Origin of the sequence: Bacillus sp. C30, assembly GCF_040838255.1 — a bacterium.
GTDB lineage: Bacteria > Bacillota > Bacilli > Bacillales > Bacillaceae_G > Bacillus_A > Bacillus_A mycoides.
Genome location: NZ_JBFPJH010000026.1, coordinates 1 through 14,016 on the forward strand (window position 1 = coordinate 1; position 14,016 = coordinate 14,016).

General features: G+C 34.3%; 13 protein-coding genes and 7 pseudogenes. 6 read left to right on the plus strand and 14 right to left on the minus strand.

Translation table 11 applies throughout. The features are described from left to right. Window positions 1-328 precede the first annotated feature (328 nt). Window positions 329-541, minus strand: a complete 213-nt coding sequence (locus AB3X49_RS05215) for a hypothetical protein (protein WP_086390030.1) — start codon at window positions 539-541, stop codon at window positions 329-331. Between the two features lie 391 nt (window positions 542-932). Between AB3X49_RS05215 and AB3X49_RS05220 the strand changes: the two genes are divergently transcribed. Both AB3X49_RS05220 and AB3X49_RS23165 read left to right on the plus strand, forming a co-directional pair. Beyond that, the gene (locus tag AB3X49_RS05220) at window positions 933-1,538 is read left to right on the plus strand and encodes a recombinase family protein (protein ID WP_367960807.1); all 606 of its coding nucleotides are present in this window, start codon (window positions 933-935) and stop codon (window positions 1,536-1,538) included. Window positions 1,539-1,845: 307 nt separating this feature from the next. Then, a pseudogene (locus AB3X49_RS23165) lies at window positions 1,846-1,962 on the plus strand (IS6 family transposase); the annotation flags it as partial. A 126-nt stretch (window positions 1,963-2,088) separates the two neighbouring features. Here AB3X49_RS23165 and AB3X49_RS05230 read toward each other — a convergent pair. From AB3X49_RS05230 to AB3X49_RS05240, 3 genes and pseudogenes are all read right to left on the minus strand, one after another. Beyond that, complete coding sequence (locus AB3X49_RS05230; RefSeq protein WP_367960809.1) at window positions 2,089-2,292, minus strand: DUF1657 domain-containing protein; 204 nt, start codon at window positions 2,290-2,292, stop codon at window positions 2,089-2,091. A gap of 88 nt (window positions 2,293-2,380) precedes the next feature. Then, window positions 2,381-2,653 (minus strand): hypothetical protein, encoded by a 273-nt coding sequence (locus AB3X49_RS05235; protein WP_367960811.1) that lies wholly within the window; start codon window positions 2,651-2,653, stop codon window positions 2,381-2,383. A 178-nt stretch (window positions 2,654-2,831) separates the two neighbouring features. Then, window positions 2,832-3,298 (minus strand): annotated as a pseudogene (locus tag AB3X49_RS05240) (isochorismatase family protein). 202 nt (window positions 3,299-3,500) lie between these two features. On the opposite strand from AB3X49_RS05240, the gene AB3X49_RS05245 reads away from it, so the two are divergent. Continuing rightward, a complete protein-coding gene (locus AB3X49_RS05245; RefSeq protein WP_367960813.1) occupies window positions 3,501-4,280 on the plus strand; it encodes a polysaccharide deacetylase family protein in 780 nt (259 codons plus the stop codon). Window positions 4,281-4,419: 139 nt separating this feature from the next. Then, window positions 4,420-4,563: pseudogene (locus tag AB3X49_RS05250) on the plus strand (IS6 family transposase); the annotation flags it as partial. Window positions 4,564-4,884: 321 nt separating this feature from the next. On the opposite strand, the gene sodA reads toward AB3X49_RS05250, so the two are convergent. The 4 genes and pseudogenes from sodA to AB3X49_RS05270 all read right to left on the minus strand — a co-directional run. After that, on the minus strand, window positions 4,885-5,511 hold the full coding sequence (sodA, locus tag AB3X49_RS05255; protein WP_367960815.1) for a superoxide dismutase [Mn]: 627 nt from the start codon (window positions 5,509-5,511) through the stop codon (window positions 4,885-4,887). Window positions 5,512-5,591: 80 nt separating this feature from the next. Continuing rightward, window positions 5,592-6,257, minus strand: a pseudogene (locus AB3X49_RS05260) (IS3 family transposase); the annotation flags it as partial. A 364-nt stretch (window positions 6,258-6,621) separates the two neighbouring features. After that, window positions 6,622-6,870: a transposase gene (locus AB3X49_RS05265; RefSeq protein WP_367960817.1), complete on the minus strand. Its 249-nt coding sequence runs from the start codon at window positions 6,868-6,870 to the stop codon at window positions 6,622-6,624. A 65-nt stretch (window positions 6,871-6,935) separates the two neighbouring features. Then, a pseudogene (locus AB3X49_RS05270) lies at window positions 6,936-7,136 on the minus strand (GTP-binding protein); the annotation flags it as partial. A 188-nt stretch (window positions 7,137-7,324) separates the two neighbouring features. Between AB3X49_RS05270 and AB3X49_RS05275 the strand changes: the two are divergent. Together AB3X49_RS05275 and AB3X49_RS05280 are read left to right on the plus strand one after the other, a co-directional pair. Beyond that, window positions 7,325-8,301 (plus strand): annotated as a pseudogene (locus AB3X49_RS05275) (permease). A gap of 12 nt (window positions 8,302-8,313) precedes the next feature. Beyond that, window positions 8,314-9,198, plus strand: coding sequence for a TIGR03943 family putative permease subunit (locus tag AB3X49_RS05280; RefSeq protein ID WP_367960819.1), 885 nt, complete (start codon window positions 8,314-8,316; stop codon window positions 9,196-9,198). A gap of 85 nt (window positions 9,199-9,283) precedes the next feature. Here AB3X49_RS05280 and AB3X49_RS05285 read toward each other — a convergent pair. The 6 genes and pseudogenes from AB3X49_RS05285 to AB3X49_RS05310 form a co-directional block, all read right to left on the minus strand. After that, a pseudogene (locus tag AB3X49_RS05285) lies at window positions 9,284-9,800 on the minus strand (IS6 family transposase). Between the two features lie 206 nt (window positions 9,801-10,006). Next, a complete protein-coding gene (locus AB3X49_RS05290; protein WP_100064338.1) occupies window positions 10,007-10,240 on the minus strand; it encodes a hypothetical protein in 234 nt (77 codons plus the stop codon). A gap of 70 nt (window positions 10,241-10,310) precedes the next feature. Then, window positions 10,311-10,898: an HMA2 domain-containing protein gene (locus AB3X49_RS05295; RefSeq protein ID WP_367960822.1), complete on the minus strand. Its 588-nt coding sequence runs from the start codon at window positions 10,896-10,898 to the stop codon at window positions 10,311-10,313. After that, entirely contained in the window at window positions 10,870-12,993 is a 2,124-nt protein-coding gene (locus AB3X49_RS05300; RefSeq protein WP_367960824.1) for a heavy metal translocating P-type ATPase, read from the minus strand. The genes AB3X49_RS05295 and AB3X49_RS05300 overlap by 29 nt, the downstream gene beginning before the upstream one ends. Further along, a complete protein-coding gene (locus tag AB3X49_RS05305) occupies window positions 12,986-13,525 on the minus strand; it encodes an HMA2 domain-containing protein (protein WP_367960826.1) in 540 nt (179 codons plus the stop codon). Before AB3X49_RS05305 ends, AB3X49_RS05300 begins: the two co-directional genes overlap by 8 nt. 11 nt (window positions 13,526-13,536) lie before the next feature. Beyond that, a complete protein-coding gene (locus AB3X49_RS05310; protein WP_367960828.1) occupies window positions 13,537-13,851 on the minus strand; it encodes an HMA2 domain-containing protein in 315 nt (104 codons plus the stop codon). Window positions 13,852-14,016 lie beyond the last annotated feature (165 nt).

Genomic DNA, 14,016 nt, shown 5'->3' on the forward strand with positions numbered 1-14,016 from the left:
ATTATATAACTGTATGGATCAACTTTTCAATCTCGTTTATCTTTTATATTCGAATTTTTCTTGTTTCTTTGCTTCTATTTGATTGTTCCATTTTTTTCTTACAGCTCTTTTTATTGAAGTACTATGAAAGGGCTTTTACACATTTCTATATTTTGTTCCCCTTAGTTTGAGGGCGATGTTGCCTGACCTCAGGTGAGGTCTACAAACGAAAAAGACGGTCAATATTGAACCGTCTTCTAAGAAATAAAATGCAAATGTACATTCATATATGACAGCTAAAAAACATATAGAAGACTATGTGCCATACGGAATGAAATACCAATATGTTTTAACAGCATTTCTCTTTCATAGCTTTCATCATAGACATAGTAGAAGTCATCATTTCATCACATTCATGCATTGTATTCATCATAGCTTTATCCATGTTTACATTCATTTGCATCATGTTGTTCATCATCATCTTCATACACTTCATTTCACACATCATTTTTTCCATAGACATCATCATATTTGTTGTACCTACCATCATTGTTTTTTCCATTTTAACATCCTCCTACATTTTTAATTTTTTTATCTAGCAATTATAAACATTCTTTTTCTTTTTACAAATACCTCCAAATTTCTTCCTAGATAAATATTGATAAATAATTTCTAGTTAGGATTAAAAAAACACTATAAAAAGAATAATCTTTTTCATGTAAAAAACTTCCTTAACGTACAATTTTCTTTTTATGGTGATGTTTCTTTTAAGCGAAGAATAAATCTAGTAGTTCGTAAAGGTACACCTTTTGGAACTTCATAAAATCTATGGAATTCAAGTTCCTAAACATTAGTTTTCTGTTTTAGGAACGATCCTATAAAAACGACACCTTTTGGTCCGTTTTTCTGTTATAATATTGTTATGTAAACAAAATAGAGGGGACTTACAAACGTTGAATAATAGAATATTCGGATATATACGAGTTAGTAGTAAAGATCAAAATGAAGGTAGACAAATAGAATCCATGAAACAAGTTGGGATTGATGAACGCGATATTTTTATCGATAAGCAATCTGGAAAAGATTTTAATAGAAGGAATTATCAACTTGTAAAAATGATGTTACGAGAAGGGGACATTTTATATGTCCAATCGTTGGATCGTTTTGGAAGAAATAAGGAAGCGATTTTAAATGAATGGAAAGATATAACTAAGAATATAAGAGCGCATATTGTCATTATCGACATGCCTTTATTAGATACAACCAAATACCAAGATAACCTGGGAAACCTCATTACAGACCTTGTACTTCAAATTCTTTCTTGGTTGGCGGAAGAGGAGCGCACAAAGATAAAAACTCGACAAAAAGAAGGCATTGAATTAGCTAAAAAGCAGGGAATGCATTTGGGAAGACCTAAAGCTAACATAACAGCGGAGTTTATTACTGCTTATCATGCTTGGAAGGTAGGTGAACTGACAGCCGTAGAAGCTATGAAGCAAGCAGATATCGCAAAAACTACATTCTATCGACTTGTGAAGAAGTATGAAGGCCAGAATTGATAATGAGAAAGTAAGGCTACCATAAGGATTATAAACACTTTGCATTATCATTATGAGAACATAACGAAGGAGAAGAACTTAGTAAGATTCTTCTCCTTTTTATGTGTGTAGTTTATAAAAGTACGAAATAAATACTCATAACAAAGCACCTAAATAAAGCTATTATTGCTTTGTTATATAAAAATTACATACTACATTCTGCATAAAAGGTATCAAAAAATTACACATGATAGTTGTTGTTGTGATGTTGATGAACGGATAATCCACGTTCTTTTAAACCCTCAGAGATATTACGATAATTTGAAGGGTTCTCACAACGGACAAAGCTCCGGTATTACTTTGCGCGTTTAAAAAATTAAACGAACAAGGCTTTTATAAACATACCATTCATTGTACAACCAAGCATTTGAACAATCTTATAGACTAGGAGCTATAAACCAGACTCCTATTTTTCGACGTACAGTGAATTACAAAAATTATTTATAGTTGCATAATAGTTAGTGACAAATCTCTCATCTAATTCGATGTTAAGAAACTTTGCAACAGAACCTTATTGATTATACTGAGGTTCCTCTTGTTGAACCTGCTGAATACGTGGTTCTAAAGAATCAATAACTGTCTGTGTTTGCCGGGCGGTATTTTGATAAAGTTGTTTTGCTTGCTGATTGTCAGTATCAAGAGCAAATCCTTCTAGGCTTGCTTGAGCACTTTTTAATCCAGCAAGAGTCTGTTTAAGTTTAGTAATTACTGTCATAGTTAAATTCCTCCTTTTAATTTGAGATTTACAATTTAGAATTAGTATTTTTGATTATCATGTTTTTATTGTTCTTAGGAGTTAACTCCTAAGAACAATAAAAACATTTGTCAAATTTACTCAAGTTTACTTTAGATGGGATAAACGTTCTTGTTGTATTTTGAACACTTTGGAACATACGTTGGATAGGCCTCATCATATTTGAATTATGTGTTGCTACTACACCCAAAACTGTTCCTAATCCTAGCAAAGAAGCCCACATCCATCCTCTATTATCTCGTTTATTTCTAAACAATTTAAACATTTGTCGAGTTCTTCTTCCAGAATTAAATAATAACATCAAGAAGTTAAGAATATTCATTTTTTGCCCCCTATAAAAATAAATTCGGAAAAGAAACACTAAATTCAATTTCACATGATTTATGTTGCAACATTTTATAGAGATTTATAATGCCAACTTATACTAATGCTTCGTGATTTTCACTGAATCCCCTAAGATTTACTAAATATTTTTTATTTTATTTATTATGAGAAGGTAATTAAAATTCTATATGTTCCCCATTTTTTACACAAGCAAACCATTGAACTAATATCTCGTTATGATGCTTAATAATTTGAGAAGCGGATAATACTGTAGAATTATATGTACTATGTCCATTCCCTACAAGAGTAACGTCATAACCTAAGCTGTATGCACGCCGGCATGTTGCATCTACGCAAATTTCTGATTGTAATTCCTGCTATAACAATTTGTTTTATATTCCTCATTTCCAACGCTTGTTGAAGACCCGTTTTATGAAAAGAATCCGGGTGTCCCTTGTTTAAGTGCGGAATCAGATTCCCCGTTAAACTTCATATAAAAAATAGGGGCTGAAGCGGCACGGGCTTTAGAAATCAATAATCGAATAACTCTTAATAATTCCATTTCATTATATAAGGCTTTCCTTTCTTCAAATGAACCTACTTGTACATCAATAATAAGAAGTGCTGTACAGCTTTTGATCATAAAGACCCTCCTAACACTTGGTTCATAAATACAAATGTTAAATATATCCAAATTACAATGTTATACATATTTAATGTCTCCAAAATTTGCAAATAAACCCACTAATACATACATGTAGTTGCTGCAAATACTAGAAAATGCTTACGTCATTTGTAAAAAACTTAACTCCATCACTTAATAGTTATAAAAGGAGAGTAATATAATGGTTCATAAATTGAAGTTGATAATTATAGCGGGTATCTTATGCACCCTTGGTACATGGACTTCAAATAAAGTAGCAGCTCGCATGTTAATGAGGGAAGATTTAGAGCCAACGGGGATAGTCACTTGGGGCGTACCCACCAACAAAAAGCTAATTGCCTTTACATTTGATGATGGACCTAATGACATATACACACCAAAAATTTTAGAAGTATTAGAACAATATGGTGCAAAGGCAACATTTTTTATGATTGGCTTTCGGATACAACAGGCTCCTCAATTAGTAAAAAGTGTTTTAAATGAAGGACATGAAATTGGCAATCATACAATGAATCATGTTTACGCTCAAAATACAACATCAAAGAACGTCCAAAACGATATTCTAGAGGGACAGAAATATATAGAAAAGTGGAGTAAAGGTCCAGTACTTTTCAGACCCCCTGGTGGTTATATAAATGAAACTGTGTTTACAACAGTCAAGAAACAAGGGGGACAAATTATACTTTGGTCTTGGCACCAAGATCCACGTGATTGGTCAAAGCCTGGCGTAACTACCATTGCTAATCACGTTATAAAAAATGCTCGAAACGGAGATATTGTGCTTCTTCATGATGGTGGAGGAAACAGAAGACAAACTGTAGAAGCTCTAAAAATCATTCTTCCTAATCTCCAGGAAAAAGGATTTCAATTTGTTAAAGTTTCTGACCTTCTCAAGTATAAACAAAATCAGTACCATAGGTGTACCACTAATAATACGAACAATACGTGCACTAAAGGATAGGAATTTAAAGAAAATTTTTATCCAAACTATTACTAAAGGTTCTGGTGCAAAGTTTTTTGAATGAAGACAAACTATAGTGAAAATGCGATAAGGAGAATGGTACAAGGGATATTTCAAAGGAAAACAGTTCAAGCAAGACATTATTTTAGTAGCCGTCCTGTATTACTGTCGTTTTTATTTGAGCTATCGTGATGTATCTGAAACCTTGAAGGAACGTGGTGTTTCTATTCATCCAACAACTATCATGCGCTGGGTGCATGAATATGGCAATCTAATCTATCAAAGTGCATGTAGCAATGATGTTATTTCTATAGGGAAGATTATTCATTTTGTAGAAGAGAATTCAGGGATTAAAGCTTGTATTGAAGAAGAAGGAGAGAACATTGTCCTAGAATGGAATGGCAAATTGTACGATAAATAATTCGAGGGCAAAAGAATTAGGTTTTCAATTTTGAGAGGTAAAGAAACATATACATAATATGTTAAAAAAACATATTGAAGTAATCCAGTAATTATACATAAATCCCCCAGTGGCAATCTGGGGGATTTTGGAGGATTACGATGATACTACTTTTACATTACCAAATTTACCTTACACGCATAACTAATGTTTTTGTGATTGGACTGCTTGTAAATACTTTTCATTTACTCGATCCCAGTTTACTGTGTTCCACCAGTTTATAACAAACTCTGGACGACGGTTTTGATACTTTAAGTAATAGGCATGTTCCCATACGTCAATTACGAGTAATGGGATTTTTCCTTCCTCTAGTGGTGTATCTTGATTTGCTGTACTTATGATAGAAAGCTTCTCACCGTCAAGCACAAGCCAGCCGTATCCACTCCCAAATCGACTAATTGCCGCTTTGGACAGTTGGTCTTTAAAGTTATCAAAGGTATTGAAATAATAATCGATTACTTTTGCAACGTCTCCATTAGGTTCGCCTCCACCTTTCGGACTCATTACTTCCCAAAAAAGGCTATGACAGTAATGCCCGCCACCATTATTCCTTACTGCTGTAACAATGTCTGGTGGAAGAGTGTCTAAATTGCATAATAGTTCTTCTAAAGATTTGTTCTGTAGTTCTTTATAGCCTTCCAAAGCTATATTTAAATTCTTTACATATGTCGCGTGATGTTTTCCATGATGAAGCGCTAAAGTATCTCCATCGATATACGGCTCTAATTCATCATAGTCATATGAAAGATTAGGCAAATGGAATGAAGACATACTATTCACCTCCTTTTCTTACTCTGAAAGTTGCGCATAGTAAAAATGATTTACCTAAACCAAAAATACACCTGTTTTTTTTATAAGTCAATAATAAAAAACATAATTATATTAATTTTCTGAACAATTAACTTTAATGATAGAAATGGATGCGTTTGATTTGGTTTGTTACTACACTTTTTTTGCTTATACTGTAAAGGAATAGTGTCTTGTTGAAATAGAAGGAGATCGTTTATGAATAAAATGAAGGAATTAATAGATGACGCAATCGCTTTTGAATATTGATAAGGAGTCCTTCCGTTTAATGATGAGTGAGGACGAACGGAATGATAGTACATATAAATAAATTCGGTCACTAACTGATTGACTTGAGAAAGAGAAATGAGCTTTTCTCCATGCAAGCATTCACGTTTAAAGATGCTAAAAAACGATTCCATTACGGCATTATCCCAATAGTTCCCCTTACGAGACATACTTTGCTGAATCAGGTGTTGGTTACAAAAATCAGTAACTGTATAACCGGTAAATTGTGATCCTTGATCACTATGAAATAAAATCTTTTTTTGATTTCCATATATATTACGGACTTGTTGAATTGTATCTTTTACTAACTGAGCGTCTTGGTAAGTATCCAACGAATAGCCAAGCACCCACCGGGTGCTAATATCTAATGCGGCACAAAAATATATTTTCATCCCATTCACTAAACGAAACTCTGTGATATCACATGCAATTGTTGGGATGTCCTTCTTACCAGGTTTAAAGGATCGCTCTAGTACATTCGGAAATGTACGATGTTCTTTCTTTTCTTATAATACGTGATAACTTTTGATTTCAATCCGGCTGTATATAAAGCTTGTCTTACTTGAGATAAGGTAACCATTGTACCTTTGTTTACAAGATAACGGTACAGCTTTCGCTACCCCATTCTGCTTTTTAAACGTTTAAATTGCATGACAATATAAGCCGCTGTCTTTTTACATTTTTTCTGATTTTCAGTGGACTTACGATGAAGATAGTCGTAAAAGCCACTAACACACACTTGTAATCGATGGAAAAGCCAGCGCAATCCAAACATGTGATTATATTGTCTTATAAATTGAAAACGTGTTAGTTTTGCTTGCTGGCAAAGAAGGTTGCCGCCTTTTTTAAGAATTCATTTTCCTTTTTTAATGCCTGGAGTTCTTCCATATCAGATCTTTCACTCTCCAAAGATGGGAAAGAATATTTTTTTATCCATGTATTTAGTGTCCCGTTCCCCAAGTCAAATTCTCTTTGAATACTGGAAATTGTACGCCCTTCTTTAACCACCAATTCAACACATTGTTTTTTAAACATTTCATCATACTGTTTTTTCATCTGAAACACCTCTCATATAGAATAATTTATCTCTATACTGTGTTCCAGTTTTACTGTACCACCTCATTTTGAATTTCTACTAATTTCTCTTCCGTACGTGGAAAACCACCTTTTTTTATAAGAGAATCGTCAATGTTTAATTCGCTCATATCATTAACGATAACAGCTATTTTTAAATTGTTCTTATTAGTCAAAATATGATGCAGTAAAGTGGTTTTTCCAGCTCCTATAAAGCCGCTTAGTACAGTAATAGATATTTTTTTCATGGAATAATCCCTCTCTTTTAAAACGTAATAATTACGTTTTGTGATGATTGATAGAAAAGAAAAAATCAATAATAAATCATAATTATTACGATTTAAGAATAGAAATAGACTATAAAATTTGTGTTGTAGTAGTATGGAGCATTTGGACAAGCATACGGTTAAATAGAAATAAAATGGAGGCGAGAATGTTGGTCTTTAATAGAGTTTCAAAAGAATTAATAGGAATAGCTCTTATTGCCATTTTTCTCTTTTTATTATTTTTTGTGGATTTTACAAGTCTAGCAAATTTGCACAAAAGTATTCCACAAGAATGGCTGAATGTGAATACGGTGTTTTTAAGTGTTTTTTTTGAAGCAATACCCTTTATTTTATTAGGGGTAATTGTTTCTTCTCTCATTCAAGTGTTTGTGACAGAAGATATGATTCAAAAAGTAATACCGAGATCTCCTATTGTTGCGATGATTCCGGCGGTATTTGTCGGAATCGTTTTCCCAATGTGTGAATGTGTCATTATCCCCATTGTAAGAAGACTCATTCAAAAGGGGCTACCTCTTCATGTGGGAATTGTCATTTTACTGAGTGCACCTATTATGAATCCAGTTGTTCTTTTATCTACCTTATATGCGTTTCAAAAAAATGATGGCGTTGTATATGCTCGTTTTGGTATAACAATTCTTGTTGCACTATTAATAGGTCTAATTGTGTATTATTTCTATCGCGGGAAAAATGTTTTAAAAGATATAGAGGTTCCGGTTCAGAAAAGACAAAAAAAAGGCTGGAGAGATGTTGTGAATCACACTGTTGATGAGTTTTTTGATACGGGTAAGTATTTATTAATTGGAGCTTGTTTAGCGAGTGTATTTCAAACATTTTTTGATCGGAATGTACTTGACACAGTAGCACATAACGAAGTGATCTCTCCAATTATTATGATGGGATTTGGATACGTTTTATCCATCTGCTCAGCGCTGATGCGTTTATAGCGGCATCTTTTGGACATATTTTCTCTGTAAAAGCGCTTCTTGCATTTCTTGTGTTTGGACCTATGCTTGATATGAAAAATACGTTAATGCTATTTGCGTATTTTCAAAAGAGATTTGTATTCTTTTTGATGGGAATTGTCATTTTATCGGTGTATACCATTTTGCAAATCACAATGTTATAGGAGGTGAGAAAAATGGAGAAAGAGGAGCAACAGGCATATCATGGCTATATTCGTGGCATTATTTTAATTGGTTTAGCAATGCTCTTATTTAAACTACTTGTAACAGGAAATATTTATAATTTTATCGCTCCAAAAATGATTAAATTTACGTATATAGCTTTTGTTGTAATTTTGTTTCTAGGCTCCTTACAAGTATGGAAAGATGGGAAAGAAAAACAAGATGATTGTAATTGTTGTAAGCATCATACGACATCAAAATCAAGAATGAAAAGTTTTTTTGTATATGTTTTATTTGTTGTTCCAATTATTAGCGCTTTTCTATTTGCAAGTGTAACAATTGACGGAAGTTTAGCAGCAAAAAGGGGCATGAATCAAAGTGCACAGGCGATAAGTATGGAAAAGAACGAAAAAGAGCGGATACAGGTAAATTTTGATTGGCGAGAAGTATTAGTTGATCAAGATGAAACCTCGAATTTACAAACGACTTATCAATCGGAAGAGCAATTAACAAAAAGTATGTTAGGGCAGCGAAAAATACAAGTAGAAGATAAGGATTATGTTCAAACAATGAATATAATTGGCCAAGATGTTAATGGGTTTAAAGGGAAAGAAATTACATTCTCAGGGTTTATATATAATGATAAAGATGTGACGGGTGATAAAGTGGTAGTGGCTCGATACGGCATAACTTGTTGCATTGCGGATGCATCAGTCTGGGGGATGATTGTTACGGGGCAAAACGTTAAAAAATTCCCGGAAGAAACATGGGTTAAAGTAACAGGTTTATTAGATAAAACGACATATAAAGGAACACTATTCCCACTTGTAAAAGTAAGTAAAGTGGAGAAAATTAATAAGCCAACAGATCCATATGTATATGATGCTTTACCTCAATAAGTCCAGTACCAGCATTCGGTAACCAGTTCTGGTGCAAAAAGATGATAAATAAAAAAGAATCAAGGATTCCTAACGGAATCACTTATTAAGCAATTAATCCAAACAGCTGGTTGATAAAAATATTCTGATTTTGGACAAACTGATCCCGTAAATCAATTTGTTCTTTTTTGACCATATGCATCGCTTCTATACCACTCAATATAGAGGCTGATGTTTTGTATGATTTAAATCCCAGCATAGAGCGTATACGTTTTTTAATAAAACGATGACCTTGTTTTGCTTAAATGAAAATCAATTGTATTTCCTTTTGAATCAACAGCACGATATAGGTACATCCATTGACCTTTGACTTTCACATACATCTCATCGACTCGCCAAGAATCATTGGTTGATTTAAGATGACGTCGTATTCGCTTATCTAATTCGGGACCATATTGATGAACCCATCGCATGATAGTTGTATGAACAAGGGATAGCCCACGTTCTTCCATCATTTCGACTAAATCACGAAAACTGAGGTTGTACCGTAGGTACCATCTCACGGTTAATAAGATAATATCCGGTTGATAATGTTTCCACTTGAATAGATTTCTCTTTTCCATACCAATCACATCCTTTTTTAGAGTACTAGTATCAGTATGTCCAAGTTTGATAGACCTTTTTCATATACTTCAAAGTTTTTGCACCAGAACCGGTTAGTTTCATAAGTTAGTAATTGAAAGCAGACTGGCATCTATGGTTTTTAGAGAATAATTTTGACACCAGAACCAAAAATGGGGAACAGCTAATGAGCTGTTCCCCATTTTTCTTATCGTACTTGTAATTCAGCAATCATATCTTCTAGACGTTCTTTTTGTGCCATAAGCTCTTCTACAGACGGTTGGTAAGAAGCTACGCCTTCAGGTGCTCCTCCTCCAAATGCTGCGTTTGGTTGTACAAGTCGTTGTAATTGACCACCATTTTGTTCATATAAACGGTATCCTACCGCTCCTACAACTGCTCCAGATACAAACCCCATTAAGAAATCTCTGTTAAATGCCATCTTTTTCTTCCTCCATTACTATACTTTTATATTTTATATATATCCATATGATTAAATATGAAATTATACCCTACATTGTATATTGCATTCGATTGCTCACACGCATCTCATATAATAACTCTAGGACATTCACAGCCCATGTTACCATCGCCACATGAAGCATATTCGATGGTCCAAGCGATGCAATACTAAGTACCCCTGTTAAAATATCAGGATGACGCAATTTATTATTGCTATTACCATGCGATAATACTGCGTATCCCGTCGCAATGACAGCTCCATATACGATCGCATCTGGGCTTTGCATCGATGGTTTACGAATATATGCAAATAATAGTAAAACACCGGCTACCAATGAACGGAATACATCTCCTCGTACACTTGGGGTAACATGAATCATCAAATCATCTAGTGGATCTAGACGAGTTTGATGGAAAAACAGCGATACATATTTCAATACATGATTGCGTGAAACTTCTGTTACATCATATTGAATTAACATTGTTTGAATTAACGGCTGAATACGTATAAATTGAATTCCTCTAAGCGATGCAAACATCGTTTGAATTTCATCATATTTCGTGTTATCTCGCAAAGCTGGAATATGTAAACGAATACGTCCTGGTATATCATGCAGAATATAGAACTTTGACCTCATATTTTCCGTCTCCTCCCCATAAAATCCTCGCACTGTTAAATACAACACCAATCGTTGCAGCATTATGAATTGCTGCTCCTATAACTGGTGAAAAAATTCCAAATGCACCGAATAAAATGGCTGCTCCATTAATCACAAAAGTTGCAATAAAATTCTGTTTAATAATATTCATCGTTTTTTTCGATAATCCAACTAACTCTGGTAACATTTCTGGATGATCAGATGTAATAATAATATCACTGGCTTCTGAAGCGATATCCGTTCGCTTCGCACCCATTGTTACACCAACATTCGCATGAGCTAACGCAGGCGCATCATTAATTCCATCTCCTACCATCATCACTCTGTTCTTTCGCCCATATTGCTTCACATACTTTGCCTTATCCTCAGGTAAAGCTTCCGCGTGATACCAATCAAGGCGCAATCGATCTGCCATTTCTTGAGCTACCGCTTGTTTATCACCTGTTAACATGACAACATCTCTTATTCCTTGTTGACGTAAGTCTCGAATCGCTCTATACATACCGGAACGAATCTTATCAAAAATACTAACGATACCTACTAGTGCCCGATCGTATGCAACGTAAATAATATTTGCATCCTTCTCTACATTTTTGATGACAGATTCCATATTTACTTGTAATTCATTCATAAACCTCAAACTACCTACCGCAATACGTTTCCCTTCCAAATATGTACAAATCCCTTTACCAACAATTGTATCAACTTGGACATTATCATCTCGTTTCGGAATTTCAATCCCCCACTCATCAGCTTGTTTCATAACTGCTTCAGCAATTGGATGCGATGAATTCCTTTCAGCAACAGCTGCCCATTTAATAACATCTTCTTTTTCATATCCTTCACAAGGAATAACATGTTCTACAACTGGAGTTCCCTCTGTAATTGTCCCTGTTTTATCAAGAACAACTGTGTCTAACTTCGCCATTTCTTCGAGATGATTACTCCCTTTAATAATAGCTCCTTTTTTAGCTGCTTTCCCAATTCCAGCATACAAGGCTGTCGCAGTTGATAGCTTAATACCACAAATAAAATCAATGACCAACATGTTCATCGTACGATTCATATTTCGAGTTAAAATAAAGGTAGCTATCGCTAATGCAAACGAAACAGGAACCATTTTTTCAGCTAATTTATCAGCTATATTTTGAATTGGTGCTTGTTTCTCTTGCGCCTCTTCCAATAGTTTTACAATGCGTGAAATAGCTGTATCATTGCCAATTTTCTCAACCCGGATATTCAATTGTCCATTTTGCAAAATACTTCCCGCGTATACTTGTGCATTCTTTCCAACTTCTTTTGGCATATACTCTCCAGTAATAGATGATTCATCAATCACGCCATTCCCCTCTAGCACAACGCCATCTACAGGTATCTTTTCTCCTATAAACACAACAACTGTATCATCAATTTGAATGTGCTCAAGTTGAACTTTTTCCTCTATCCCTTGCTTATTCAATCGCCATGCATACGTCGTATCAAATTCTAAAACAGAATGAATATATTGCTTCGTTTTTTCTGACGTATACGCTGTCAATAATTCACTAATTGTGGACATCAATGTAATGACGAGCGCCGATCCTGGGTTTTTCAAATATAAAGAAGCGAAAATAGAAGCTGCTGTTAATGTATTTGCATTTGCTTTCCGTTCTTTAACAACATGAACTATTCCATCTTTTATTACCCCATAAGAAGTGAAAACAGAAGTAGCCATCGCAATCCAATACGCTGCTGTTTTCCACATAAGTCCAAGTTGACTACTCTGAATGTACCAGTTTGCGAGAAAGACTCCCGCACATGCTACAACAGGTGCTAATTGCTTCCATGAAAACGTATGCTGACTCACCTTTCTTTCAAACGAAAGAAAGGTTGTTAACCACGCTTTCAAATTGGAAAAAGAAAGTGCTGTATCGTGATAAACAAGTAAACTACTTGTCTCACATGTATACGTTGCTGAAAATACTTGTGGTAACGAACGAACTAAATTTTCTATCATCACCGGCTGTGCCATACTCTTTACTTGTAACCTTGTTCTTCCTGGTAAGGAATGTACCACATGAATTGAATCAAACATGCGGCCTGTCACTTCCTTTCCCTTTCACGATGGAGTATGCCCAATAAAATAGACTAGCTGAAAATGTAGGCGCACTACTAAAGCCATGTATTGCTTTTCCTAGTAAAAACATTACAAATAAACTATCAAAATCAGCAAATCCATTCGTCTGTCTTTTAATTCCTACATCTACCGTGTCCATTGTTTTTTTCATACCTCTCATAAGAGTAGCATCTGTATACAGCATCGCATCCGATGCGGTTTGAACAATAGAATGTAGAATATCATCTAACTCTTGCTGGCTAATATGAGGAACGATAAACTCTAAAGTAAAACTCCCTGTAATATGTGAAGCCTTTGCAGTTAAAATAAGTGGATGCTTTTCCACCTTCTCATTTAAAATACTTGCTACAATAGGATTCTTCCAATTATCACACTGTATGCGTAATCTTCCCGGCATAGCATGTATTACTTTTATTTTTTGATCTCGAAATTGCGACATAATTTTCGGTGCAAATAAAGAAGCTCCTATGCCCATAATTGTGGATATCAAACTATTTCCCCCTACCTTACAAATCCATTCGCATATACTTCATCTAGTATTCCGAACCACGCTTCTAATTCCTTCATATTTGTAACATAAGATGCATCATATGTAATAACTAAACTTCCTGTTTCTTTTGTTGACTGAACAGAGAATAAAAAAGGTTCTGCTTGCAATTGTTTTACAATGTTTTCTACCAAAATATCATTTGCTTTCCATTCAGCAGATTGAAGGCGAATACGTCCCGGAATAAAATGAACTAACTTAATGTCATACTTCCCTAATTTTCGCTCCACATGCTTCGTTATCATAAATTCTGTAACTTTTCCAAGCATAGTAATAAAAACCAACTCCTTCATTATTTTATCGATATATCTTTCTTAAAGCAACAATTGCAATACAATATAATATAATACAAATTTCATCAAAAAATGTAATGAAAGTCAATTTAATGTAGAATTTTTGTAACTACTCAGCCACCTAAAACACCACATACAGTG

What these genes read in the sequence shown, in the direction of transcription:
- AB3X49_RS05215 (WP_086390030.1), bottom strand. Translation starts at nt 541, where the DNA reads ATGGAAAAAACAATGATGGTAGGTACAACAAATATGATGATGTCTATG.
- AB3X49_RS05230 (WP_367960809.1), bottom strand. Translation starts at nt 2,292, where the DNA reads ATGACAGTAATTACTAAACTTAAACAGACTCTTGCTGGATTAAAAAGT.
- AB3X49_RS05245 (WP_367960813.1), top strand. Translation starts at nt 3,501, where the DNA reads ATGGTTCATAAATTGAAGTTGATAATTATAGCGGGTATCTTATGCACC.
- AB3X49_RS05265 (WP_367960817.1), bottom strand. Translation starts at nt 6,870, where the DNA reads ATGAAAAAACAGTATGATGAAATGTTTAAAAAACAATGTGTTGAATTG.
- AB3X49_RS05235 (WP_367960811.1), bottom strand. Translation starts at nt 2,653, where the DNA reads ATGAATATTCTTAACTTCTTGATGTTATTATTTAATTCTGGAAGAAGA.
- AB3X49_RS05290 (WP_100064338.1), bottom strand. Translation starts at nt 10,240, where the DNA reads ATGGCATTTAACAGAGATTTCTTAATGGGGTTTGTATCTGGAGCAGTT.
- sodA (WP_367960815.1), bottom strand. Translation starts at nt 5,511, where the DNA reads ATGTCTTCATTCCATTTGCCTAATCTTTCATATGACTATGATGAATTA.
- AB3X49_RS05310 (WP_367960828.1), bottom strand. Translation starts at nt 13,851, where the DNA reads ATGCTTGGAAAAGTTACAGAATTTATGATAACGAAGCATGTGGAGCGA.
- AB3X49_RS05300 (WP_367960824.1), bottom strand. Translation starts at nt 12,993, where the DNA reads ATGTTTGATTCAATTCATGTGGTACATTCCTTACCAGGAAGAACAAGG.
- AB3X49_RS05295 (WP_367960822.1), bottom strand. Translation starts at nt 10,898, where the DNA reads ATGAGGTCAAAGTTCTATATTCTGCATGATATACCAGGACGTATTCGT.
- AB3X49_RS05280 (WP_367960819.1), top strand. Translation starts at nt 8,314, where the DNA reads ATGGAGAAAGAGGAGCAACAGGCATATCATGGCTATATTCGTGGCATT.